We start from the raw sequence: 23,414 nt of genomic DNA on the forward strand, positions 1-23,414 counted from the left end.
GTAAAAGGGTAAAATGATAATATACTTGTTGTAGGTAATTTAATTGAACTAGTAAATCATTTTAAAGGTTCACAAGTTTTAACTCCTCCGGAAGCTAAGCTACAAGATGAGCCGATAAATTATCCCGATTTTAAAGATATAAAAGGTCAAAACATTGCTAAACAAGCTTTAGAAATTGCAGCATCAGGTGGCATAACCTTTTAATGTTTGGTCCTCCCGGAACCGGTAAATCAAGACCTGCTGCCTGTCTTCCCAGTATACTACCTAAAATGTCTACAAAAGAAATTTTAGAATGTAGTACGATTACAAGTATTGCAGGAAAATTTTTAGACGGTAAACTTACCAAAGCAAGGCCGTGTAGAACTCCACATTATTCATGCTCATTGGCCGCTATAGTCGGTGGCGGTGTCGGAAAAAAAGTAAAGCCTGGGGAAATTACGCTAGCTCATAACGGAGTATTATTTTGAGATGAACTACCTGAATTCCCACAGCATGTTATTGATGCATGAAGACAGCCTATTGAAAACGGTGAAATACTAATCTCACGATCAAATGCTCATATAAAATATCTGGTAAATTTCCAGTTAATAGCAGCTATGAATCCTTGTAAATGTGGTTATTGAGGCGATTCTTTAAAGAATGTATGAAAGCTCCAAAATGTGCTAGCGACTATCAAATGAAAGTATCGGGACCTATTATGGATAGATTTGATTTGCATATAGAAGTATCTAGTATTAATGTTTATAATTATGACTTGATTGTAGATAACTCTGAGGAAGAATCTGAATATATAGCTGCAAGAGTTGAGAAAGTACGTTTAATTCAAGAAAAGAGATATGAGGGCTATAATATTAAAACAAATAACAGATTAGATGGGCAGTTGTTAATAGATTATGCTATGCCTGCGGATGAAGGTAAAGATTTACTGAATGAAGCGGCAAATAAATTTTGTTTATCAACGCGTGCTTATAACCGAATACTTAGAGTAGCACGCACGATTGCTGATCTTAAGAATGTTGATAAGGTCTTGAAAGTGCATATTGCAGAAGCTTTGAGTTACCGTAAAATGGAATTTAATAATATGTATACGCAGATCAACTTCAAAAAGAGCAAGGAGTCCACAAGGCAAGGAACGAATCGTATACTTAATACGTGAGTACCGAAGCTCTTGTAGGACGACGTAGCATTTTTGAAGTTGATCTGCGTATACTGTCTTCATTTTTTGCAATATATTTAAGATGATTTAAGGATAAAAGATATGAGTACTATAATAAGTTTTGATTACGCTATAAAATATTTATTAAAAGATACAGGGGATTATGAAATAGTCGAGGGATTTATTCCGGCTATTCTTAAAGATGCTGGTTATAGTGCTGTTAAAATGAAATCCCCTTACTAGAAAGTGGCAGTAATAAAGAAAATGATAGCTTAAAATCTAGCGTAGCAGATGTCATTGTGGAAGATGAAGAAGGGTATAAATATATAGTAGAAATAGATAAATCCTATACAAATCTTTTTATGCATAAAGTTTGTTTTAATTCTAGTAGATTAATAGTTGATAGTATTTCTAAGAGCGAGGATTATTCTACTATAAAAAAATATTTCATATTAATTTATTGTATTGTCCTTTTGATAATATGAAAGCACCTTTATATCACGGTAAGACTATTTTTAGAGAAGTTGATAAAAAACACCCTATGAAATTTTCTTTGGGAGATATGAGAGGTAAAATATTTGATTTATATAATGTATTTCCAGAATATGTTGTAATATCAGTACCATTATTTAATGATGTTATAAGAGATGAATTGGATGAATGGCTATATGTAGTAAAACATTCTGAAGTTAAGAAAGATTTTAAATCACCATATATGAAGAAAGTAGTAAAACGTCTTGATATACTGAAGATGACTCCTAAAGAGCAAATAATTTATCATGCCTATATGAATATAGAAGCTATAAAGAGCGTGATTGTATAGTTTCTGTTGAAGAAAAAGGTAGAGAACAAGGTATGGCAAAAGGAATAGAGGAGGGGAGGAAAAAAGGTAAACAAGAAGGTAAAGTTACAAAAAGTATAAAAATAGCAACAAAGATGTGAATGAAAAAAACTCGATAGAAAAAATACATGAGATTACTGAAGTATCTATAAAAGAAATAGAGCGATTACAAACAGAAATTGAGAACCTTAAAAAATAACTATCTTTAATGACAAAAATTTACTTTATAGCTGGTGAGGTGTCAGGAGACTTTGTAGGTGGTCGTATAATGCAGCATTTAAAAAACAATACAGGAGTACAACTCAATTCACCTGTATCAAGTTTTGTGAATGACGCTGTACAGTTTGTTGGTGTTGGCGGCAAATATATGGAGGAAGCCGGTAGTTTTAAAAGCTTATTTCCTATTACTTCCATAAATTTAATGGGTTTTGTAGAAATTTTGCCTCATATTTTTAAGCTTAAAAAATTAATTGATAAAACTGTGGAGGATATAATAAATAGTAAAGCTGATTTATTAATTACCATAGATTCACCAGGGTTTACTTATCGTGTGGCAAAGCGAGTAAGGAAACTTTTACCAAAGCTGAAAATGATTCATATCGTTGCACCGTCAGTTTGGGCATATAAAGAGGGTAGGGCAGTAAAATACGCTAAAATTTATGATTGTTTATTTGCTTTACTACCGTTTGAACCTCCATATTTTACTAAAGTCGGTCTTGATTGTAGATATATAGGTCATCCGATTATGGAGCAAGAGTTTTATAGTGATAAAATAGCTTTACGTGAAGAGTTTAAAATAGATGAGAATGAGAGAGTTTTGTGTGTTACTCTTGGTAGTAGAAAGGGTGAGATTCTAAGGCATTTATCGGTTTTTGTTTCTTCTATTGAAGAAATATTCGAGAGTTATAATAATCTTAAAGTTATATTTACTCTTGCAAATCCTGCTCATGAGGCAATAATAAAACCGTTTCTAGAAGATGTTAAGTTTAATTATTTATTTTCAAGTGAGAGACTTAAAACTTATGCTGTTGCGGATGTAGCTTTAGCAAAATCCGGTACTAATACTTTAGAGATAGCAGCTTCCGGTACTCCTATGATTGTGGCTTATAAAGTTAATCTTATAAGCTTTTTTATTATCAGGCTATTGATAAAAATAAAATATGTTACGTTGATAAATATTATAGCCGATAAAGAAATAATTCCGGAATTTATCCAATTTAATTGCCGAGCTAATCTTATTAGCAATAAGCTTCAAGAGTTATTATTTAATTCTAAGAAAGTTTATGAGCAGGTAATAGAAAGCCAAAAAATTTTGCAGCAATTAGGATTTAAATCAAACCGATTACAGCTAAATTCAGAAAGTTTTAGACATGATGAATTTAAAGGCAAGCTAGCTAGGTGTACAAAAGTACGTGAACACAGGCTTAGCTTGGAAAATTCGCTTGTATCAAGTGATCGAGATGATGCTGTACCTTCTTATATAGCTGCAGAAATTATTAAACAGGAGTTCTTAGAACCTAAAATAAAGTTGTTAAAAGAGAAAGATTAGTACTTGAAACCGGTGGTCCACAACATTTTCTGAATTATAATAAACATTAATATTAATATAATAACAAAATATATTTCCATGTTTTTTCTTATAGTATTAATTTGTTGCATTAAAATTTTTAAATCATTGGCAATTTTTTTGTATTCCTCATTGTTATCAGAACGCATTGTTGTCAAGAAACCGGATAAGTTTCCTAACTTATTTTGTAAAGCTTTTAACCTTTCAGTCTGTTCTTCGTGTTTTAGATCGGTATTGTGATCTTGTATCATAATATATAATGTCCATTATAAGATCAGTATTAACGCCGGTATAGTAATATGCACTATGAATAAAGATGTATATTTTTTGTTTGTAATAAAAATTCTAACTTTTCATTTTACAGGAGTATACTATTGTTATAGTAAATTGGTTTGCGTTATTAATTTGTTGCTCCTTAGTTATCTCATTTTAATTACCAAATATTAAAACTATTGATTGATTTAGCATAAACTATATAATTTAAATTTAGCAAAAAGTTAATTTTACTATATGTTATTTCAAATGTCAAGAAAAAAACCACATTTCATGGTAATTATTTTTGTCAATATTTCTAAGCCTTATAAAAATAATAGTTATTATGTTAAACAACCTATTAAAAACTAAACTTTTTTTAGTTATAGTATCTCTAACTATATTTATTACTTTGCTAAATTTTAGTATATTTTATATTTTTGTGCCGGGTGATCTTACTCAAAATAAAACGATAATTATTGAACCTAAATTATCCGTAAATCAAATAGTTACAAAACTTTATTCTAATGCAGTAATCAAATATCCAAGAATTTTTAAGGTAATTGCTAAAATTTATTCTATAAAAAGACCTCTTAAAAGTGGTGAATATGTGTTTACTCGTAATATATCGCCTCTGCAAACTTTAAGAATATTAGCAAGCGGTAAATCTATAATACACAAGATAATTGTCCCGGAAGGTACGGTAGTTAGTGAGGTTATAAAGAAAATTAATGAAGAAAGTCGATTACTTGGAGAAATAAAAGGGATAATACCTGAAGGTTTTTTAATGCCTTCCACGTATTTTTTTTCTTACGGTGATCAAAAAGAGCAGGTAATTGATCACATGAGAAATTTAATGTCTGCTAATTTAGATAAAGTAATGCAAAATCTTGCACCGGATTCTCCATTAAAAACTAGACTTGAGGTATTAACGCTAGCTTCGATAATTGAAAAAGAAGCCGGCTCAAATGCAGAAAAGCCTATTATAGCCGCAGTATTCATTAATCGTTTAAAGAAAAATATGAAGCTACAAGCCGATTCGACTACTATATATGCTTTGACTGAAGGAAAATTTAAATTAGCAAGAGCTTTAACAAAAAAAGATTTATTGCAAGAACTACCCTATAATACTTATTATATAAAAGGTCTACCACCCGGTCCGATTTCTTGTCCGTCGTTAAAATCTTTAGAAGCAGTGGTAAAATCTGCTAAAACGGATGCATTATTTTTTGTAGTTGACGGTAAAGGCGGGCATAATTTTTCTAACAATCTTAATGATCATAATAGATTTGTTAAAACTTATCGAAAAAGTTTGATTAAAGTATCTGAGTCGGCAATTGATCCTGAAAAACCATCTACTCGATGAACTTCAAAATTGGCTGCGTCGTCTTATAAGAGCTGTGGTGCTCATGTATTAAGTATACGCTCCGCTCCTTGCCTTATAGACTCCTTACTCTTTTTGAGGTTGATTTGTGTATATTTTTATCTACTTAAGGGATATTATCATGAATAATAGTGAATTTAGTAAAATAGCCGAGACAACAATTGCATATATAGCAGAAAAGATAGAAGAGCAGGATAAAGAAGCAAGTATAGATGTAGATTTACAAGGCGATATATTAAACCTTGATACTGATAAAGGGGTATATGTAATAAATAAACAAAGTGCTGCCAAAGAAATTTGGTTGTCGTCGCCGGTTAGCGGTCCTTATCATTTTTTTTATGAACAAGGCAAATGGACAAATAGAGCAGGGCTTGAATTAATGGCTATTTTAACTGAAGAACTTAATATTAAATTTGATACTCGCCCCACTTGAAAAATTAGCAACAATGTCTTTGTAAGACCTCGGATGCTGAACGTTTAATATACACTCCGCTCCTCAGCTGACAGACCGATTACTCTTTTCCAAGTTAAACTTCGTATCACTACTCTGCATTTTACTTTGGAGTATATATGAAAGATTTTGAAACTGCCGATAGTGCCGAAAAAGTTTATGATTTAATAATAAAAAATGCTTCTACTCGTGCATCTATATTCATTGATGTTGACGATACGCTTATAACTCCTAAATCAAAAACTTTTAAGCAGCCGCCTTATAATCAAATAATTGATAGAATTAAGGAAATGACAATTATGAGGAAATTATCAGTAATTGGCGTTTGCAGCGAAAAGTAATATTAATTGATGAAGAGTGGGTAGAAGTTATAAACAAGCTCAAGGAAAAGTTTTCGGTTTATGGTCTTATACAAATGAATACGGGAGCATTTGGCAATATTCCTTCTATGCAAGATTGGCGATATAAAGCACTAAAAGAGCTGGGTATCGAATTTTCAGATAATGAAAAATTAGCAATTTATAATTCAGGACAAAAGGATTATGCTATTTTTTATAAAGGTATATTTATAACCGGTAATCACTCAAAAAGTGGTACTTTATCAAAATTTTCTGAAGAGCTAAATGCTAGTTTATTGTATTTGTTGATGATCGTGCGCAGCATATTGAAGATGTAGGAGATTATTGTAAAAAGAATAAAATAGGTTTTTTAGACATTTTATTTGACGGGCTTAAAAATTTAACAGGCGAACCTGATCCTACACTTGCCGAATTTTAAGAATCATATTTAATAGAAAACACTAAATGGCTTGAAGACATAGAAGTTTATGGGCTAATGGTCAGGAAGTAATAATTAAATAGAATACATGCATACATAGATATCATCATTGCGAGCAGCCATATAGGCGGTGTGGCAATCCATAAAAAATAATAAAAATTCTGTAAATCAGAATTCTAATTTCAAATCTAGTATCCGCAAATACTTATAGGCAGATACATTACAAAATAACACCTTTGTCTAATACGTCTGTTTCAGCTATCAAAGTTGAGACGGAAATAATCGGAATATGAGTGGTGAGGTTATTTTAGATTTACCCTATGCATGGGCAAATGCCTACATATTACAAGCAAATCAAAAATGTTAAGCTAGAATATCCTATTGGAAAATTACAGTTTAGAAATCAAGACTCGAATAAAGCTATTTTAAATATGGGAAAAATCAATATTATTCGTTTAAGCTACGCAATATATCAAAAAACCAGTAATCCTTGTGATATCCACGAAGCAATAATTAGACAAAATTTAATTCATTCACCGGGTTATGGGCTTTTTGCTACTCCCGGTGATCTAAATGGAAATGATATAGTAGCGTTTAACATTGAATGGAATAATATTCCTGATAGTTGGGAAACAATATCAGATTATGGTCTTGGTAAAAGCATGAAATTTAAAGCTATGCCGATTGAATTATATAGTGCAGTTTATGCAGCGCGTGATTTACGTGTTTACAAAATTGTCGATCAAAAAAATCCTGTATATCTTTCGTTACATGGTCAATTTGATTTTAAAGATTAAGAAATAGCTGCTTATATAAATAAAATTATCAAGGGACAAAGAACATTTTTCCATGATAATGATTTTTCTTTATTATCTACTAAGCTTAATCGAGGGGAATCAACCTAGACATATAGCCAGAACGGGCTTAACTTATAGTTTTACTGCATTTATTCCTCAAGATTTGGACAAACAGGATTATATAACGTGACTTGCTCATGAACATCTACATAATTGGACAGGGAAGAAAATACGTAATAACTTAGAACGATTAAATTATTGGTGGAGTGAGGGATTTACCGATTATTATAGTAGGGTTTTAGCCTTACATTCTAGTGTTATAATAACGCTTGAGGAATTTGTAGAAGAATTTAATAAATTCTTTGAGAATTATTATTTATCACCTGTGATAAGTGAACCTAATAATTTAATCGAAACAGATTATTGGCAAGATTATGCAGTACAAAGATTGCCATATTATAGTGGATTTGTTTTGGCACTTTATTTGGACAATTTCATTAAAGAGAATAATAAGAGTAAATCGCTGGATAATGTTATGCTTGATTTATTTAAAACCTCAAAAGAACAAGAATTTTCAAGCGATTATTTTAAAACAATAGTTAAACATTATGTTCTAAAGGGCAGAGATAAAGAGATAAACGAATATATAGAACAAGGTAAAACTTATAGATTTAGCTAATGTTGCTAAAGTGCTGCCAATCGAGAAAATAACAATGTGGGTATATGATCGTGGTTTTGATAAAGATGCTTTAATAAATAATTATACAATAAGAGATATTGACGAAAATAGTAACGCTTATAAATCTGGATTTAGAAACAGGGACATAGTTATAAAATATGATTTTCCTAAATGGGGTTCTCCTGATTAGATAGTTACAAGCAACACAATTAAAGGCGAGTTTCAATTTAGACCTGAAAGTGCCAATAAAAAAGATATATACGGGTTCAAGCCTACTTTGTCTAAAGAAGATAAGCTAAAAATCAAAAAGTTTTTTAACAGCTAAACCTTCTTTTTATCTTAAAGTATTATTAATAATATCCATTGACACAACAACATTTAAGTTATAATTGCGTCACGATTTAATTTTAAGGGGAAAAATCATGACAAAAAACTATACGAGGCCACAAATAAATAGCGGAAACGTCAATTACAATAATAATGATTGTAAAAACTTCACAAAAAACATCTAGTTACTTTGACAGTGCTACAATGCATTTTCAAAATGCTACCAAAGCTGTGACAGATTTCACAATATATTGGGCTACCTTAGCAACGGAACATGCTATTAATGTGATAGAAAACGGTGCAAAAACTGTATGTTCCGTTCAGGGTTGTGTTTCTGATGTGAACAACTCTAATTATTCTGTTGTATCTACATTTGCTCAAGCAACTGTAGCAAGTCTTGCGACTTTTGCTTATTACAATCCTCCGGTTCTTATCGGTGCTTTTACATTAGGAGCAATTTTAATTTCGCCGTCCGATTAAAAAATACAGTAAAAGCAGGACTAACTGCAGGATATGTAGCTTATGAAACTGTGGGAAGGTTTAGTAGCAGGAACAGCAGGTATAGTTTCTCTTATTGCCGATAATATTTATGGTGATACGCTTGCCGGTGCTATTAATACTCACATAATAGAGTATTATAGTTAAAATATTGTCATACTCAATTTGTCATTGCAAGGAGTTGCATGGTGTCTATGTCATTCCCGTGAAAGCAGGAATCTAGTAAAACATATAAAAACTTGTTTTTATATGTTTATTTTATCAAATATACAATTTTTGTACCAATAAGATTATTTTTACTGGATCCCTGCTTTCGTGGGAATGACATCGAGAGTTACGCACTAGTTAAACGCTTTATTATCTCTTTTCTATCAATCAAAGGTAAAACGCTTGCGATTTCTGGTCCTGATTCTCTGGCGGTTAAAGCAAGGCGAAGAGGTAAAAATAACTCCTTACCTTTCCTGCCTGTTATATTTGTTATTGCTTTAGTCCAAATGCTCCAGCTATCTTTAGTGATTTCACCTTTCGGTAATAATTCTGCTGCTTGCTTTAAATATTCCTTATCTAAATTTAGATTTTCTACATTCGGAGTTTGATGGCAAATTTCCCACCAATCTTTTATATCACGTAATTTTTGCAAGTTAGGGCTTACCGATAACCAAAAATTTTCATCAATATACTCGGCATTTATTTCTTTAAGGCGTTCTTTTACTGTATCAAAATCTAAACTTATAAGTAATTTATGATTTAATCTTTCTAAATCTTCCGGCTGATAGATAGTTGGACTTTTAGAGAAACTACTTATCTCAAATTGATTTGCTAGCTTCTCCATTGATTTATAAGGCAAGATTTGTGCTGATGAACCAAGTAAACTAAAAAAGCTAGCGATTGCCATAGCTTCGATTCCGATTTCTTTTCTAAGAGTTGCGATCTCAAACCCTCCAACTCTTTTAGAAATTTTCTCATCTTTATTGATTATTAAACTTAAATGCCCAAAAGTCGGAGGAGTAGTATTTAAAGCCTCAAACATTTGCATTTGAATGGCGGTATTGCTAACGTGATCTTCACCCCTAATAATATGAGTAATATCATAATCAATATCATCAATAACTGAGCATAACATATAGGTCATACTACCGTCTGCTCTTATCACTATTGGGTCGCTTAAAGCCTTGCCGTCATATTTAACTTCGCCTTTGATCATATCATGCCAGCTAAGCGGTTCATGATTTACCAAAAATCTATAATGTGGTTTTCTTCCTTGTTCTATATATTTCTTTGCTTGCTCTTTAGTTAGATTTAAGCTAGCTCGATCATAAATCGGTGGTAAACCTTTAGATAATTGAAATTTACGCTTTAATTCTAGCTCTTCAGGAGTCTCATAGCAGGCATATAATCTTTTTTTGTCTAGTAATAGATTTTTGATTGCATCATATCTACTTAAACGACTTAATTGATTAAATGTCTGATCCCAATTAATATTTAAAAATTTTAGATCTTCCTCGATAGCGTCTTTATATTCCTGTTTACTACGCTCTAAATCTGTATCGTCAAATCTTAAAATAAACTGTCCGTTATGCTTCTTTGCATATAGCCAGTTAAGCAATGCTGCCCTGATATTCCCGACATGTAACATACCGGTCGGTGACGGAGCAAATCGTGTTATAACTTTTGTCATAAATAAGTAATTTTATTAATTGTCATCCCATGGCTTGACCACGGGATCTTGTATCACAGCCTGTGTCCTGAGACCCTGTGATCAAGTCACGGGATGACACTAAACCATTTACGCCTGTTTCTTCTCTAATTTCGCTTTATTCTCTTCAATTAGCTTCATCGCATCATCTAAGCTTAAATTTAGAAAATCATATTTTTTTTGTACCGAAATAAATTTACCCATATATTTTATGTAAGGACCGAATTTACCATATCCTATCATAATTTCCTCGTCGCTATCTTTATGAATACCTATTTTTAGCGGTAAGCTTAGAAGCTTTAATGCTATATCGAGTGTAATATCATTTTGGTTCAAGCTAGCAGGCACGGGGCTACGTTTCGGCTTTACTTTGCCTTCTTGTTTGCCAAGTTGAATATAAGGTCCGTAAGGTCCTTTTTTCAGATATATTTCTACTCCGTCTTTATCCGTACCTAAAACTTTATTCTCATTAGGCATAGCGGCAGGCTCACCTTCATTCTCGTTGTTATCGTTACCGCTAACAATAGATTTTCTAAAAGTACATTCAGGGTAATTACTACATGCTAAAAACGCTCCGAACTTACCAAGCTTTAAGCTAAGCTCGCCCGTGTGACATGAAGGACAAATTTTAGATTCTTTATTCTCACCGAACAGGTGATAATCAAGGGCTTTTTGTACATAGCTAATAATCTCGGTTATTTTCTGCTCGTTTACTGATTCAATATTATGGTTAAAACCGCTCCAAAAATTATTTAAAGCAGCTTTCCATTCAAGTTTGCCGGCTGCTATTGCGTCTAATTCGTTTTCAAGTCCTGCAGTAAAATCATATTCAACGTATTTTTTGAAGAACCCGACTAAAAATACCGTTACCAAACGTCCAAGCTCTTCAGGTATAAATCGTTTTTTCTCAAGAGCAACATATTTTCGATCTTGTAAAACCGATAAAATACTAGCATAGGTCGAAGGACGACCGATTCCAAGCTCTTCAAGTTTTTTCACTAAACTTGCTTCTGAATATCTTGGAGGCGGTTCGGTAAAATGTTGATTTGGAATAACTTCTTTAGTTTTCAGCGGCTCTTGTTCTTTTAAAGGCGGCAGCATTTTATTTTCTTCTTCAGCTTCATCGTCCATACTTTCACGATAAACCTTATAAAATCCGTCAAAGGCTATAGTCGATCCATTTGCTTTTGCTAAATATTCTTTATTTTCCGAAGCTAAATTTGCAATTACCAAATCCATTATAACATTTTCCATTTGGCAGGCTATAGTTCTTTTCCAAATCAACTCATAAAGCTTATAATAATCCTTGTCTAGCTTTTCTTTTAAGCTATCAGGAGTATAAGTAATGTTTGTGGGTCTTATTGCTTCATGAGCTTCCTGAGCATTTTTTACTTTGGATTTATAAATTCTAGGGCTAGTCGGTAAATATTTATCGCCGTAACTTTTATCGATTAACTTACGTATATCTGCTATTGCATCATTTGATAATGTAACGCCGTCGGTTCTCATATAAGTAATAAGCCCTATAGTTTCCTTACCTATATCAACACCCTCATAAAGTTTTTGTGCTATTTGCATAGTCTTTTTAGCACTAAAACCTAATTTTCTTGCTGCTTCTTGTTGTAGTGATGAAGTAATAAAAGGAGGTTGTGGTTGACGTTTTTGTTGTTTTTTTTCTATCTTATCAACATGAAATTTTTGAGATTTTAATTTTTTGGTTAAATCTTTGGCGTTTTTTTCATTAATAATTGAGAATTTTTCTAACTTCTGATCGTTTACTTGAGTCAATTTAGCAGTAAATAGTTCGTTATTACTATTTTGCATTTTAAGGCTAATATCCCAATATTCTTCTGACTTAAAACGCTCTATTTCATCTTCTCGCTCACATATTAATCGCAGAGCCACAGACTGCACACGTCCTGCCGATTTACATCCCGGTAACTTACGCCATAAAAGAGGTGAAAGGGTAAAGCCGACTAAATAGTCTAAAGCTCTTCTTGCTTGTTGGGCATTTACTAAGTTAGTATCAAGTTTCCTAGGGTTTTCAACGGCATGAATAATTGCTTTTTTAGTGATTTCGTTAAATGCTATCCTTTTGAAAAAATCATCGGATTTAACTTGATTCTTTTCTTTTATTACCTCTGCAACATGCCATGAGATAGATTCACCCTCACGATCAGGATCGGTTGCAAGATATACTGCATCAGCTTTTGTAGCATCTTTAACTATGGCATCTACATATTTACTGGCTTTATCAGAAATATCATATTTCATTGCAAAATTTTCATCAGGTAATACCGAGCCTTTTTTAGAAGGTAAATCTCTAATATGACCGAAGGATGCAATGACCTTAAACTCATCACCTAAATATTTATTTATCGTTTTTGCTTTTGCCGGCGATTCTACTATTACTAATTTCATCTACTTATTATAAACTAATGATATTTTATTACCGGCGTGACGCATTACTGTCCCGGCGAGTTCTAATTCTAATATTACCGTATATATGATAGGAAGCGGTAATTCTATTTCTTTTTGTAAATATTCCAAGTCTATTATGGGTACTGCCTATAATAATTCCAATATAGCAAGCAGTACGCTCCTTTTGTGACGGTTCTTTAACATATCTCGTATTTACTGTTCCTAGCTCAACAAAATCCTTAAATAATCCATCATCTTTTTTCATAAATTCTTCATATTGCGGTAAATTAGCTACAATATCGTCTACTGATTCCACTAAATATGCTCCCTCTCTAATCAATTTATTTGTACCTTGACATTTTGGATCTAAAGGAAAGCTGGGAACGGCAAATATTGCCCTATTGTGTTCAAGTGCAAATTTTGCAGTTATTAATGAACTGGATTTTAAGCTTGCTTCTACTACCCTATTCCTAAGGCTAGTCCCGATATTATCCTGTTACGCTGTGGAAAATGTTTTCCAAGCGGGGTAAAGCTGATAGGTAACTCATAATATTAAACCTTCTTCTGCTAAATTTTCAAATAGTTTTTTATTTTCCGGTGGATATATATGATCAATACTGCCTGCAATAACTCCGATAGTTTGAGAAATGGCAGCTTGATGTACGCTGCTATCTATTCCTCGTGCTAACCCTGAAACGGTTATATAACCTTCTTTTACTAAATCATTTGCAATTTTATGCGCAAAGCTTCTTTCGTTTGCAGCAGCGTTTTTGTACCTACTATTGCAACGCATTTATATAGTATGATTTAATAACTCTATATATATTATAGCTTAATATTAGCAGTGGATCATAAATTTCAAGGAATAATTTTGATATTCCGGAGATTTATATGTGATGATCTTCGCATTGTCTTTTTCGAGAAGCTCTAACTCGTTTTCAGCGTCGCTTTTACTGAACAATTTAATTGGTTTTGACTTTCCGCCTCGCAATGAAAAATCCGGAACGTTATCTATGGCAGTTGCTACATCACCAAATAATTTAATTAAACTAAAGAAAGTTTTAGGACCGATATTTCACTCCTAATAAGACGTAAAATATTAATTGTTTCAATCAATATTATAAGATATTTTAGGAGCAGACAATAATTCTTTCAACATTATTTAGGGTTATTTGATATTGCGTTAGTGCTGTATGTCATTCCTGCCTAGGCGGGAATCCAGTCAAGCATACAAAAATTTGTGTTTTTATATGTTTATTTTGTTAAATATGTAATTGTTTATCAATGTTAAGGTTATTTTTTGCTGCATTCCCGCTTTCGCGGGATATGACATCGAACCATGCAACAACACTAGACAAGCCACGGTAGGACAGTTGTCCACTTTAATAACACAGTAGTAATATATTACAGCTTCTCTGCATGTGAGCTTAAATAATGTGCTATACCTTCATGTGATGGGGTAATTGCTTCCTCACCTTTATGCCAGCCGGCAGGACAAACTTCGCCGTGCTTTTGATGATGAGTTAAAGCATCGATTACTTTTAATGTATAATTAATATCACGACCGATAGGTAAGTCGTTAACTAGCATGTGACGTACTATGAAATCCTTATCGATTAAAAAAGTTCCACGCAAAGCAACACCATCTTCATTAAGTACATTATATTTTGAAGAAATATCCTTTTTTATATCGGAAACCATTGGGAATTGTACTTGTCCAAGCCCGCCTTTATTATGCGGAGTATTTTTCCAAGCTAAATGGCTAAAATGCGAATCAACACTAACAGCTACTACTTTAGTACGTCTTTCGGTCAATTCACCAAGCTTATTGTGAAATGCTATAATTTCCGATGGACAAACAAAAGTAAAATCTAGGGGATAAAAAAATAACACTAGATTATCCCCTGCAGCATAATTGCTAAGTTTAAACTTATCGTCTATATTATTATTAGGCATAATAGCTTTAGCTGTAAAATCTGGAGCAGTTTTGCCGACAAATACTGACATATTCATAACCTTTTATTAATTAATAATCTGATATGATATATAAAACTAATTATTATTACAATAATAAATCATTATAAATTGCTACTTATCTATTTTCGTTCCCGAAGAAGAAGCTTTTAATTGGTTAAATATAGTTAATGCTTCGGTTATAAAACTACTCGGTTCTGAAAGATTTGCGGGTAAAATTACGGTGTTGGTATCTTTAGCCAAATTACCGAACGCACTAATATATTGCTCGGCTATTTTAAGAGCTACTGCATCACTTCCTCCCGTTTTTTGTATGGCAGTTGCGACAATCTCAATACTATTTGCCGTAGCGGTAGCGACTAAGCCTATTGCTTCAGCTTCACCTTTTGCCCTGTTAACTTGATCTGTATAAGAAGCTTCTGAATTCAGTACGATTTGTGCTTTTTCACCTTCTGCATGGTTAATTTTTGCTTGTCTATTACCTTCCGACTCTAGAATTTGAGCTCTTTTTTGACGCTCTGCTGCTACCTGCAATTCCATAGCTTTAAGTATAGTTTGCGGAGGTTGAATATCTTTAATTTCATAACGCATACATTGTATGCCCCAATTTATAGCAGCCTGATTAATAGCTGCTACAATTGCTACGTTTAAAGTTTCGCGCTCTTCAAAAGTTCTATCTAAAGGGAGTTTACCGATTTCCGAACGCATAGTAGTTTGAGCAAGCTGTGTTATGGCATAGTAAGGATTATTAACACCATAAGATGCTGCCATTGGATCAATGATCTTAACATATAAAACACCGTCTATAGATAATGTTACGTTATCGTTTGAAATAGCTGTTTGAGCGGTAACGTCTATTGCTTCTTCTTTTAAAGTATGTTTGTATGCTACTCTCTGAATAACAGGGATAAGTAAATTTAAGCCAGGCTGCAGTACCTTATCGAATTTTCCAAGTTTTTCTACTACCCATGCTTGTTGTTGCGGTACAACTTTAACCATTTGTATTATAACTAAAATCGCTATAATACTGAAAATTAATAATGCATATTCCATAATTCAATACCTTTTTTTATTTCCACTCTATATTATTTTTAATTATAAAAAAAGGATTTAAGTTAAATGGTACTTAATTATATATTTTTTTATCATTAAAATGGGTTTTAATTACTTTGAGTAAAGAAAGAATGCTTGCATATTCTTCAAGTTGTTTACTTACATTTTTTATCTCATTTAAAGCGCTATTAAAATCTTTTTGCAATAAGTACGTTTCAGCAGCTTTATTTTGTTCTAGTGTTTTAAGTAAAATACTTTGTAAAAATCTATAATAATAGTCGTTTAGTTTAGGTATATCAGACATAATAATAAATCATATAATTATTGAGTTCTTAATTTATATATTAATTTTTAATAATTCAATAATTTTTAACTAGATTTACATATACTTAAGTCTTTATCTATTATGTCGGACTCTATATTTAAACAGTTAAGGATTGAATGAAATACATAATCATGGCTAATTTCGGTATTAGCATAATTTTTAATTGAAGATACTGATTTAGGATATTTGGCTTGAAAATCATCTGATACCCAAACTATAAGAGGTACAGTTATTTGTTCTGCAAGTAGTGGACCGCCGTGACCGTAATAACCATTTTCTCCGAGGGACTCGCCGTGATCAGATACATATAATAAAAATGCATTTTTATCTTTAAGCAAATCTATTAAATTATATAAAAAAAAGTCGGTATATAAAATAGAGTTATCATAACTGTTAACTAAAGCAAGCTTATCGCAATCACTTGCATCTCCCTTAACCTTAATAGGACAGGTAGGGGTAAAATACTCAAACTCTTTTGGATATCTCGCATTATAGTTCCAATGGCTGCCGGAAGTGTGAACTACTAAAAATTGTTTCTCTGAGTTTGTTAGTATTTCTTTTATAAAAGGCAATATTTTTTCATCATGATCATTTAAAGAAAATAGGGCAGAGCCGCCCGGTACTATAGTAAAATTAACGTCATTATATATGTTACTGAGGTCAAAATTTGCAAAACTCCTCATTAAAGTTTGAGTCCCAATCCAGGTAGTATTAAAGCCAAGATTTGTTAAAATTGATAAAAAGCTGTTTTCTTGTCTACTATTTTCAATTTGACTTGCAGGATAACGTGAAAGTAACGACGGTACAGAAAGATAGGTAAGGTTAGAAGAAGATTTAGCTTTGAAAGAAATTAGGTTTTGAGTAGTCTTTAAGTAAGGAGTCGTATCTCTTTCATAACCGTTAATACCGAAATGATCAAATCTTGCTGATTCTCCTATAACTAAAACACCGATAATATCTTTATCTGACTTATCTATAAAGTTATATTGTTTGCTAATATCTATACATGCATAATTTTTTTTACCGAAATTTCCGGCAAAATTAAGGTAGCTATTATGTAAATACTGAATGGGAAAATAATTTTTTAGTATCTTAAATGAAGGAGTAATAATATTATATACAAAAATAAGTAAGCAAGTGGTAGATAATAGTTTTGTTACGAATGATTTAGAATTTTCGGCGGCAAAAGATTTAAGAGTATAAAAACAGGTCAAAAGGCAAAAAATTATCCATATTATTAACTTAATGCTGGTTAATTCATAAACTTCGTTTAAATCCGTTGAGAAAAAACTACCTATTACTTGTTTAGTAGGATTGATTTTGAAGAAATAAATGTAATAACTAGCAATAGCGGATGTTATAAATAAAAACCCCACGCCGATTTTTAACACTAATCTATGTACGCTAAGACCGAAAAATGCTATAAAAGAAAATATATAAATATAGCAAAAATCTTTTGATAACTCTAATATCCCTCTAAAGATTGTTGCTTTATAATAATCAAATTTATAAATCAATATTGCGGTATTAAATAATAAACAATAAATAAAGGCTAAAACCGCCGATAATTTAATTAATTTCGTCTCTAAATGTTTCTGAATAGTTTTTAGCATAAATAATAATTAATAAAGTAATTTTTATAACTATCATGATCATAAAAAATCTTCAAGAATTTTATCGGCTTTTAATACCAAATGCTCCGCTTATCGCTATTGATTACGGAAGCAAAAAATTAGGAATCGCATTATCTGATCAAGAATGTAGTATTGCTATGCCCTTAAATACTATAACCGAGATAAATAAAAAAATTGTTATTACTGCCTTGCTTAATATCATTGAGCAATATAAAGTTTGCGGTGTTATAATAGGTCTACCGATTGATATGAGCGGAGCAGTAACGGAGCAAACAAATATAGTGATGAAATTTGCTGAAGAGCTAGCAAAATCTATAAACTTGCCTATATATTTACAAGATGAAAGATTAACTACCAAAGCTGCAAATAATTTGCTTAAATCGTTTGGAGTGAAAAGAAAAGACCGTAATAATAACGATGATGCAGTAGCTGCTAGTATGATTCTTGAAACCGTGCTTGATTCTATAAAAAATATTTAATTAAGAAAGAATTGAGGAGTTGTTGTATGGATCGAAAAACCTACTCAATGTCATCCCCGCGAAAGCGGGGATCCAGCAAAATAACTTCAATATTGATATAGAAGTGGCATATTTGACAAAATAAACCTATAAAAACAAGTTTTTATAGGTTTTATTGGATGCCCGCCTACGCGGGAATGACATAAAACGGTCTATGCAACAAAGCCAAGAATAAATTACCTCCTATTTCACTGGGACAAATTTTACTAGCAGAATTTATGGAACCTATGGGGATTAGTCAAAGCAAACTTGCTCGTGATATTGATGTACCCGTTACTAGGATCAATAATATAATTAAGCATCATCGTTCAATTGCAGCTGATACAGCACTTCGTTTGGGTAAGTATTTTAATATTAATCCTCGTTGGGAATATGCAAGACCAATATGATTGAGAGCTTGCAGAAGATGAAGGTTGGAAAATTACAGAAGATAGAATAAGCACCTTTTCTATGGCAAGTTAATTATGTATAACTCCAATATTGTTACGCACTCAAAACACTATTGTAAAGATATATTATTTATGATAGAACCGATTCAGTAAAAATAAATAAAATATACTATGAAAATATTAATTTTAGGTGTTACCGGTATGCTAGGTAATAGCATATTCAGGTTTTTAAGTAGTGATAAAAAATTTGACATTTTTGCGACAGCCCGAAATAATTCAGCTCGTTCTTACTTTTCTAAGGATTTATCCGATAAATTAATTACAAATGTAAATGTTGAGAACCATGATGCGTTAGTTAAGGTATTTAATCAAACAAAACCCGATATAGTAATAAATTGTATAGGGCTTGTAAAACAATTGGCAGATGCTAATGACCCGTTAAAAGCATTACCGATAAATAGTTTGCTGCCTCATAGGCTAGCTAATTTATGTAAACTAGCTAATTCAAGGTTAATCCATATTAGTACTGATTGTGTGTTTTCAGGAAAAAAAGGTAATTATAAGGAAAGCGATTTGTCTGACTGTTATGACCTGTACGGCCGTTCAAAATTTCTTGGTGAGGTAGATTATCCGCATGCTATCACATTGCGTACTTCCATTATAGGTCATGAGCTAGCAGGCAATAGAAGTTTAATCAATTGGTTTTTAAGTGCAGAAGGTTCAGTGAAAGGGTTTGAGAAAGCTATTTATTCAGGATTCCCGACAGTAGAGCTTGCAAGAATAATAAGGGATTTTGTGTTACCTAATAAAGAGTTGCACGGGCTTTATCATGTTGCCTCAAAACCGATTAATAAGTTAGAATTGTTAAAATTAGTAGCAGAAATATATAATAAAGACATCGATATTATTTCATCAGATGAGCTTGTAGTAGATCGCTCACTAGATAGCACTCGTTTTAATGAGGTGACGGGATATACGCCTCCTGAATGGCGTGAGCTTGTAAAGCGTATGTGTGAGTTTAAGTAAATTGTCATTGCGAATATAGGCTTGTACACGGAATCCAGCATAAAGTGAGATAAATCGAGCTTTTTATGTTTGTATTTTTTATAACTGGATCCTGTGTGGACAAGCCACAGGATGACTACCTTAGAGTGTTTCTCGATTGAAACAATGACAGAATGAATAATAACAAAATAGGTATTTATATATAATGTTTGTAGATAAAACTTTAATGATTACAGGAGGCACCGGTTCGTTTGGTAATGCGGTGCTTTCTCGTTTTCTTAAATCCGGTATTATTAACGATATTAAGGAAATTCGTATTTTCAGTAGAGATGAAAAAAAGCAAGAGGATATGCGTATTGCTTTAAATAATTCGAAACTTAAATTCTATATCGGGGACGTACGCAATTATAAAAGTATTGATGAGGCAATGCATGGTGTAAATTATGTATTCCATGCCGCTGCTTTAAAGCAGGTTCCAACTTGTGAATTTTATCCTATGGAAGCAATAAATACTAACGTCTTAGGTACTGAAAATGTTTTAAGTGCTGCTATTAATAACAAAGTTACAAAAGTTATTGTACTAAGTACCGATAAGGCTGTATATCCAATTAATGCAATGGGATTATCTAAAGCATTAATGGAAAAGTTAGCAATAGCAAAAGCACGCATGCGTTCTTCAGGTGAGACTGTACTGTGCGTTACTAGATACGGTAACGTTATGGCTTCTAGAGGTTCGGTCATTCCTCTTTTTATCAATCAAATAAAACAAGGTAAGGAATTAACCATCACAGAGCCGTCAATGACACGTTTTTTAATGTCGCTTGTAGATTCGGTGGATTTAGTTTTATATGCGTTTGAGCATGGTCATCAGGGTGATATTTTCGTACAAAAAGCTCCGGCAAGCACAATTGAAGTACTAGCAAAAGCGTTACAAGATATATTCGATAGTAAAAATGAAATACGTTTTATCGGTACACGTCACGGCGAAAAACATTACGAATCATTAGTATCATCAGAAGAAATGGCAAAAGCTGATGATTTAAGGGATTATTACCGTATTCCTATGGACGGGCGCGATCTTAATTATGCAAAATATTTTGTTGAAGGTGAAAAGAAAGTAGCACTTTTAGAGGATTACACTTCCCATAATACAAAACGTTTAAATTTAGAAGAAGTAAAAGAGTTATTACTGACTCTTGATTACGTACAAGAGGAGCTAAAAAATGCTTAAGGTAATGACGATTGTTGGTACTCGTCCTGAACTTATTAAACTATGCTGCGTGATTTCTGAGTTTGATAAATATACTCATCACATCCTAGTGCACACCGGTCAGAATTATGCATATGAATTACATCAGGTGTTTTTTGATGATATGGGAATTAGAAAACCCGATTATTTCTTAGAAGTAGCAGCAGATAATACGGCAAAATCTATCGGGCTTATTATCGAAAAAGTTGATGCAGTACTTGAGAAAGAAAAGCCCGACGCCGTTTTATTTTACGGTGATACTAATTCATGTTTATCGGCAATTGCCGCTAAACGCCGTAAAATTCCAATTTTTCATATGGAAGCAGGAAATCGTTGTTTTGATCAGCGTGTACCTGAAGAAATAAACCGTAAAATCATTGATCATATTAGTGACGTTAACATTACGTTAACCGAGCATGCAAGACGTTATTTAATTTTTGAAGGTTTACCGCCTGAGCTTATTTTTAAATCAGGTTCACATATGCCTGAGGTCCTTGATCGCTTTATGTCTAAAATATTAAAGTCTGATATTTTAGATAAATTGTCACTTACCACAAAGCAATATTTCTTAATTAGCTCACATCGTGAGGAAAATGTTGATGTCAAAAGTAATCTGAAAGAATTATTAAGTAGTTTACAAACGCTTATTAAAGAGTATAATTTTCCTGTAATCTTCTCAACACATCCAAGGACTAAAAAAAGGCTTGAGGATTTAAAGGAGTTTAAAGAACTTGGCAATAAAATAAGATTTTTGCCAGCCTTCGGGTTTACGGACTACGTTAAACTTCAGATGAATGCATTTTGTATTTTATCCGATAGCGGTACTATCACTGAAGAGGCATCTATACTTAATTTACCTGCTTTAAATATTCGAGAAGCACATGAACGTCCTGAAGGTATGGACGCCGGAACACTTATTATGTCGGGTTTTAAGGCTGAACGGGTACTACAATCGGTGAAAGCTATTACGGAAGAACACGAGAATAATAAACGTTTGCAAGATATTGTGCCGGATTATGCAGACGCAGGACTTGTATCAAAGAAAATATTACGTATAGTTTTAAGTTATGTGGATTATGTTAACCATACAGTATGGTTTAAAAAGTAATCCTATTCATTATTATCATATCAAAAACATGAAATTTTTTAAATTAATAAAACTTAACACTTTATTTTTAAGTGTTTTTTTACTAATAACTCTTATATCTTCTTTTTGCTATTCCAAAGAAAATTCTTATAAAAAAATAGTTTTCCTTGTTAGTACAGAGACATTCGGCGGCAAAGGCGTATACGCAATGTATAATGAGATGAAAAAAATAGGTCACGATGTCAAAATTGTAATAGTCCCTCATCCTCATCCCAATATTCAAGGAGGAATAGATACCGGGTTTATTAGTAAATTTGATACACAAGATGTGATATATCCATGCGGTAAGTATGCTTCTTATTCAAATGTTAATACAAAATGTGAAATTTCTGAACTAAAAAATTATCAGCCGGATTTTATCTTTACGCAAAATCCTTACGAAAATTTTCAAGGCTATATATCAGAACCTTTTACGGCTGCTAATTTGTATAAGAGCTTTAGAGGAACTAAAACAAAAATTATGTATATAGTCTATGGTCCGCATATCTTTCATCAAAAAAATATTGATGATGATAAGTTATCAAATTGCATAGAGACGATATTTGTTGATTCAGAAAGTACAAAGGATATCTTTATTAGTAATTATAAATTTCCTAAGGATAGAGTTATTGTTTCAGGTTATCAACCATACTATGAAGTAAGAAATTATAATATTAAAAAAAAACCAAACTCGGAAACCATTTTATGGCTTCCTAGATGGGAATTATCATTTAAAAATAGAGATTTATATGAAGGAGGTTCTACTTTCTTAAATTATCACTATTTTTTCTATAATTATGCATTACAACATCCTAATATTCATTTTATTATAAGACCGCATGTTACACTATTTACCTATGCAGTCGCTAAAAATTACTTAAGCCAAAGTGATATGGATAATATATTAAGTAGATTTAACTCTTTAAAGAATGTTACTGTTTCTGCACATGCATTCAGGTCGTTACTGGATGATATAATGGTGTCAGATATTGTAATAAGTGACGGTACTTCATCTCTTGCTGAAGTAGTAGTTGCCGATAAGCCTATAATTTACTTAAGTAATGGTTGGAATAATGAATTTAATAGCAATGCTCTATCTAAAGAATTAAAAAAATATATGTATTTTGCTTATGAGCCGCAAGATATTATTAACTATATAGAATTTATTAAGCAAAATCATTATTTACCTTATTATGAAAATAGTAGTGGCAGAAATCAATTTAAAAAGATGCTTGATCCTGTAGAAAACCCTGCTGCATTTATCGCCGAATATTTATTAAAATTATAATAGTTTA

General features: G+C 32.2%; 29 protein-coding genes and 4 pseudogenes. 23 read left to right on the forward strand and 10 right to left on the reverse strand.

Annotated elements, in window-relative coordinates:
* The first annotated feature begins 203 nt into the window (after positions 1–203).
* The 6 genes and pseudogenes from BG75_RS09590 to lpxB all read left to right on the forward strand — a co-directional run bounded on the left by BG75_RS09590 (position 204) and on the right by lpxB (position 3,546).
* Positions 204–623 (forward strand): annotated as a pseudogene (locus BG75_RS09590) (ATP-binding protein).
* A 20-nt stretch (positions 624–643) separates the two neighbouring features.
* Positions 644–1,156, forward strand: a complete 513-nt coding sequence (locus BG75_RS02745) for an ATP-binding protein (RefSeq protein WP_062811361.1) — start codon at positions 644–646, stop codon at positions 1,154–1,156.
* A 102-nt stretch (positions 1,157–1,258) separates the two neighbouring features.
* Entirely contained in the window at positions 1,259–1,399 is a 141-nt protein-coding gene (locus BG75_RS08660; RefSeq protein ID WP_196242471.1) for a hypothetical protein, read from the forward strand.
* A gap of 56 nt (positions 1,400–1,455) precedes the next feature.
* Positions 1,456–1,641: a hypothetical protein gene (locus tag BG75_RS02750; protein WP_062811362.1), complete on the forward strand. Its 186-nt coding sequence runs from the start codon at positions 1,456–1,458 to the stop codon at positions 1,639–1,641.
* Positions 1,617–2,196 (forward strand): annotated as a pseudogene (locus tag BG75_RS02755) (hypothetical protein). Before BG75_RS02750 ends, BG75_RS02755 begins: the two are co-directional and overlap by 25 nt.
* A 9-nt stretch (positions 2,197–2,205) precedes the next feature.
* On the forward strand, positions 2,206–3,546 hold the full coding sequence (gene lpxB, locus BG75_RS02760) for a lipid-A-disaccharide synthase (RefSeq protein ID WP_062811363.1): 1,341 nt from the start codon (positions 2,206–2,208) through the stop codon (positions 3,544–3,546).
* Here the strand turns inward: lpxB and BG75_RS02765 are convergent.
* Positions 3,543–3,815 (reverse strand): hypothetical protein, encoded by a 273-nt coding sequence (locus BG75_RS02765; RefSeq protein ID WP_062811364.1) that lies wholly within the window; start codon positions 3,813–3,815, stop codon positions 3,543–3,545. The two genes, lpxB and BG75_RS02765, sit on opposite strands and share 4 nt — an antisense overlap.
* 347 nt (positions 3,816–4,162) lie before the next feature.
* On the opposite strand from BG75_RS02765, the gene mltG reads away from it, so the two are divergent.
* The 11 genes and pseudogenes from mltG (at position 4,163) to BG75_RS10335 (ending at position 8,876) form a co-directional block, all read left to right on the forward strand.
* The gene (gene mltG / locus BG75_RS02770; protein ID WP_062811365.1) at positions 4,163–5,182 is read left to right on the forward strand and encodes an endolytic transglycosylase MltG; all 1,020 of its coding nucleotides are present in this window, start codon (positions 4,163–4,165) and stop codon (positions 5,180–5,182) included.
* 139 nt (positions 5,183–5,321) lie between these two features.
* The gene (cyaY, locus tag BG75_RS02775; protein WP_012150646.1) at positions 5,322–5,633 is read left to right on the forward strand and encodes an iron donor protein CyaY; all 312 of its coding nucleotides are present in this window, start codon (positions 5,322–5,324) and stop codon (positions 5,631–5,633) included.
* Between the two features lie 137 nt (positions 5,634–5,770).
* Positions 5,771–5,992, forward strand: coding sequence for a hypothetical protein (locus tag BG75_RS09600; RefSeq protein ID WP_252903600.1), 222 nt, complete (start codon positions 5,771–5,773; stop codon positions 5,990–5,992).
* Complete coding sequence (locus BG75_RS09605) at positions 5,977–6,327, forward strand: hypothetical protein (RefSeq protein ID WP_252903601.1); 351 nt, start codon at positions 5,977–5,979, stop codon at positions 6,325–6,327. The genes BG75_RS09600 and BG75_RS09605 overlap by 16 nt, the downstream gene beginning before the upstream one ends.
* Positions 6,315–6,428 (forward strand): hypothetical protein, encoded by a 114-nt coding sequence (locus BG75_RS09610; protein ID WP_230453593.1) that lies wholly within the window; start codon positions 6,315–6,317, stop codon positions 6,426–6,428. The genes BG75_RS09605 and BG75_RS09610 overlap by 13 nt, the downstream gene beginning before the upstream one ends.
* A 320-nt stretch (positions 6,429–6,748) precedes the next feature.
* On the forward strand, positions 6,749–7,225 hold the full coding sequence (locus BG75_RS02785; protein WP_062811366.1) for a hypothetical protein: 477 nt from the start codon (positions 6,749–6,751) through the stop codon (positions 7,223–7,225).
* Between the two features lie 229 nt (positions 7,226–7,454).
* Positions 7,455–7,541: pseudogene (locus BG75_RS09615) on the forward strand (hypothetical protein); the annotation flags it as partial.
* Between the two features lie 69 nt (positions 7,542–7,610).
* Positions 7,611–7,904, forward strand: coding sequence for a hypothetical protein (locus tag BG75_RS09620; RefSeq protein ID WP_252903603.1), 294 nt, complete (start codon positions 7,611–7,613; stop codon positions 7,902–7,904).
* 10 nt (positions 7,905–7,914) lie between these two features.
* Positions 7,915–8,094 carry a hypothetical protein gene (locus tag BG75_RS09625; protein ID WP_252903604.1) on the forward strand — a complete coding sequence of 60 codons (180 nt, stop codon included), beginning with the start codon at positions 7,915–7,917 and terminating at the stop codon, positions 8,092–8,094.
* Positions 8,095–8,516: 422 nt separating this feature from the next.
* Positions 8,517–8,711 (forward strand): hypothetical protein, encoded by a 195-nt coding sequence (locus BG75_RS10545; protein ID WP_041472379.1) that lies wholly within the window; start codon positions 8,517–8,519, stop codon positions 8,709–8,711.
* Between the two features lie 42 nt (positions 8,712–8,753).
* Positions 8,754–8,876 (forward strand): hypothetical protein, encoded by a 123-nt coding sequence (locus BG75_RS10335; protein ID WP_305140710.1) that lies wholly within the window; start codon positions 8,754–8,756, stop codon positions 8,874–8,876.
* 187 nt (positions 8,877–9,063) lie between these two features.
* Here the strand turns inward: BG75_RS10335 and gltX are convergent, their stop codons facing one another.
* From gltX to BG75_RS02840, 9 genes and pseudogenes are all read right to left on the reverse strand, one after another.
* Positions 9,064–10,407, reverse strand: coding sequence for a glutamate--tRNA ligase (gene gltX, locus BG75_RS02805; protein ID WP_062811367.1), 1,344 nt, complete (start codon positions 10,405–10,407; stop codon positions 9,064–9,066).
* A 108-nt stretch (positions 10,408–10,515) separates the two neighbouring features.
* Entirely contained in the window at positions 10,516–12,846 is a 2,331-nt protein-coding gene (gene topA / locus BG75_RS02810; protein WP_062811368.1) for a type I DNA topoisomerase, read from the reverse strand.
* Positions 12,847–12,975, reverse strand: coding sequence for a hypothetical protein (locus tag BG75_RS10550; RefSeq protein WP_368072211.1), 129 nt, complete (start codon positions 12,973–12,975; stop codon positions 12,847–12,849).
* Positions 12,976–13,216: 241 nt separating this feature from the next.
* Positions 13,217–13,639 (reverse strand): annotated as a pseudogene (locus BG75_RS09640) (DNA-processing protein DprA); the annotation flags it as partial.
* A gap of 45 nt (positions 13,640–13,684) precedes the next feature.
* Positions 13,685–13,918 (reverse strand): DNA processing protein DprA, encoded by a 234-nt coding sequence (locus tag BG75_RS10555; RefSeq protein ID WP_368072218.1) that lies wholly within the window; start codon positions 13,916–13,918, stop codon positions 13,685–13,687.
* A 332-nt stretch (positions 13,919–14,250) separates the two neighbouring features.
* On the reverse strand, positions 14,251–14,853 hold the full coding sequence (locus BG75_RS02825) for a peroxiredoxin (protein WP_062811868.1): 603 nt from the start codon (positions 14,851–14,853) through the stop codon (positions 14,251–14,253).
* An 81-nt stretch (positions 14,854–14,934) separates the two neighbouring features.
* Positions 14,935–15,873 carry an SPFH domain-containing protein gene (locus tag BG75_RS02830; RefSeq protein WP_062811371.1) on the reverse strand — a complete coding sequence of 313 codons (939 nt, stop codon included), beginning with the start codon at positions 15,871–15,873 and terminating at the stop codon, positions 14,935–14,937.
* A 73-nt stretch (positions 15,874–15,946) separates the two neighbouring features.
* Positions 15,947–16,177 carry a hypothetical protein gene (locus tag BG75_RS02835; protein ID WP_062811372.1) on the reverse strand — a complete coding sequence of 77 codons (231 nt, stop codon included), beginning with the start codon at positions 16,175–16,177 and terminating at the stop codon, positions 15,947–15,949.
* A gap of 65 nt (positions 16,178–16,242) precedes the next feature.
* A complete protein-coding gene (locus BG75_RS02840; RefSeq protein WP_062811373.1) occupies positions 16,243–17,811 on the reverse strand; it encodes a phosphoethanolamine transferase in 1,569 nt (522 codons plus the stop codon).
* 35 nt (positions 17,812–17,846) lie between these two features.
* Between BG75_RS02840 and ruvX the strand changes: the two genes are divergently transcribed.
* The 6 genes from ruvX to BG75_RS02870 all read left to right on the forward strand — a co-directional run bounded on the left by ruvX (position 17,847) and on the right by BG75_RS02870 (position 23,407).
* Positions 17,847–18,311 carry a Holliday junction resolvase RuvX gene (ruvX, locus tag BG75_RS02845; protein ID WP_062811374.1) on the forward strand — a complete coding sequence of 155 codons (465 nt, stop codon included), beginning with the start codon at positions 17,847–17,849 and terminating at the stop codon, positions 18,309–18,311.
* 266 nt (positions 18,312–18,577) lie between these two features.
* The gene (locus tag BG75_RS08975; RefSeq protein WP_014364600.1) at positions 18,578–18,739 is read left to right on the forward strand and encodes a transcriptional regulator; all 162 of its coding nucleotides are present in this window, start codon (positions 18,578–18,580) and stop codon (positions 18,737–18,739) included.
* A 171-nt stretch (positions 18,740–18,910) separates the two neighbouring features.
* Positions 18,911–19,765: a dTDP-4-dehydrorhamnose reductase family protein gene (locus BG75_RS02855; protein ID WP_062811375.1), complete on the forward strand. Its 855-nt coding sequence runs from the start codon at positions 18,911–18,913 to the stop codon at positions 19,763–19,765.
* A gap of 184 nt (positions 19,766–19,949) precedes the next feature.
* Positions 19,950–20,975 carry a UDP-glucose 4-epimerase gene (capD, locus tag BG75_RS02860; protein WP_062811376.1) on the forward strand — a complete coding sequence of 342 codons (1,026 nt, stop codon included), beginning with the start codon at positions 19,950–19,952 and terminating at the stop codon, positions 20,973–20,975.
* Positions 20,968–22,101, forward strand: a complete 1,134-nt coding sequence (gene wecB, locus BG75_RS02865) for a non-hydrolyzing UDP-N-acetylglucosamine 2-epimerase (protein WP_062811377.1) — start codon at positions 20,968–20,970, stop codon at positions 22,099–22,101. The genes capD and wecB overlap by 8 nt, the downstream gene beginning before the upstream one ends.
* The gene (locus BG75_RS02870; RefSeq protein ID WP_217284871.1) at positions 22,061–23,407 is read left to right on the forward strand and encodes a hypothetical protein; all 1,347 of its coding nucleotides are present in this window, start codon (positions 22,061–22,063) and stop codon (positions 23,405–23,407) included. The genes wecB and BG75_RS02870 overlap by 41 nt, the downstream gene beginning before the upstream one ends.
* Positions 23,408–23,414 lie beyond the last annotated feature (7 nt).

The sequence above is a fragment of the Rickettsia endosymbiont of Proechinophthirus fluctus genome (genome assembly GCF_001602635.1).
In the GTDB taxonomy this organism is placed as follows: Bacteria; Pseudomonadota; Alphaproteobacteria; order Rickettsiales; family Rickettsiaceae; genus Rickettsia; species Rickettsia rickettsii.

Excerpts from the sequence above, each read along its gene's own strand:
- BG75_RS08975 (WP_014364600.1), top strand. The coding sequence starts at position 18,578 with ATGGGGATTAGTCAAAGCAAACTTGCTCGTGATATTGATGTACCCGTT.
- BG75_RS02785 (WP_062811366.1), top strand. The coding sequence starts at position 6,749 with ATGCATGGGCAAATGCCTACATATTACAAGCAAATCAAAAATGTTAAG.
- lpxB (WP_062811363.1), top strand. The coding sequence starts at position 2,206 with ATGACAAAAATTTACTTTATAGCTGGTGAGGTGTCAGGAGACTTTGTA.
- cyaY (WP_012150646.1), top strand. The coding sequence starts at position 5,322 with ATGAATAATAGTGAATTTAGTAAAATAGCCGAGACAACAATTGCATAT.
- gltX (WP_062811367.1), bottom strand. The coding sequence starts at position 10,407 with ATGACAAAAGTTATAACACGATTTGCTCCGTCACCGACCGGTATGTTA.
- BG75_RS02830 (WP_062811371.1), bottom strand. The coding sequence starts at position 15,873 with ATGGAATATGCATTATTAATTTTCAGTATTATAGCGATTTTAGTTATA.
- BG75_RS02765 (WP_062811364.1), bottom strand. The coding sequence starts at position 3,815 with ATGATACAAGATCACAATACCGATCTAAAACACGAAGAACAGACTGAA.
- BG75_RS02855 (WP_062811375.1), top strand. The coding sequence starts at position 18,911 with ATGAAAATATTAATTTTAGGTGTTACCGGTATGCTAGGTAATAGCATA.
- BG75_RS10335 (WP_305140710.1), top strand. The coding sequence starts at position 8,754 with ATGAAACTGTGGGAAGGTTTAGTAGCAGGAACAGCAGGTATAGTTTCT.
- BG75_RS09600 (WP_252903600.1), top strand. The coding sequence starts at position 5,771 with ATGAAAGATTTTGAAACTGCCGATAGTGCCGAAAAAGTTTATGATTTA.
- ruvX (WP_062811374.1), top strand. The coding sequence starts at position 17,847 with ATGATCATAAAAAATCTTCAAGAATTTTATCGGCTTTTAATACCAAAT.
- wecB (WP_062811377.1), top strand. The coding sequence starts at position 20,968 with ATGCTTAAGGTAATGACGATTGTTGGTACTCGTCCTGAACTTATTAAA.
- BG75_RS02870 (WP_217284871.1), top strand. The coding sequence starts at position 22,061 with ATGTGGATTATGTTAACCATACAGTATGGTTTAAAAAGTAATCCTATT.
- BG75_RS02825 (WP_062811868.1), bottom strand. The coding sequence starts at position 14,853 with ATGTCAGTATTTGTCGGCAAAACTGCTCCAGATTTTACAGCTAAAGCT.
- BG75_RS02835 (WP_062811372.1), bottom strand. The coding sequence starts at position 16,177 with ATGTCTGATATACCTAAACTAAACGACTATTATTATAGATTTTTACAA.
- topA (WP_062811368.1), bottom strand. The coding sequence starts at position 12,846 with ATGAAATTAGTAATAGTAGAATCGCCGGCAAAAGCAAAAACGATAAAT.
- BG75_RS02840 (WP_062811373.1), bottom strand. The coding sequence starts at position 17,811 with ATGCTAAAAACTATTCAGAAACATTTAGAGACGAAATTAATTAAATTA.
- capD (WP_062811376.1), top strand. The coding sequence starts at position 19,950 with ATGTTTGTAGATAAAACTTTAATGATTACAGGAGGCACCGGTTCGTTT.
- mltG (WP_062811365.1), top strand. The coding sequence starts at position 4,163 with ATGTTAAACAACCTATTAAAAACTAAACTTTTTTTAGTTATAGTATCT.
- BG75_RS08660 (WP_196242471.1), top strand. The coding sequence starts at position 1,259 with ATGAGTACTATAATAAGTTTTGATTACGCTATAAAATATTTATTAAAA.
- BG75_RS02745 (WP_062811361.1), top strand. The coding sequence starts at position 644 with ATGAAAGCTCCAAAATGTGCTAGCGACTATCAAATGAAAGTATCGGGA.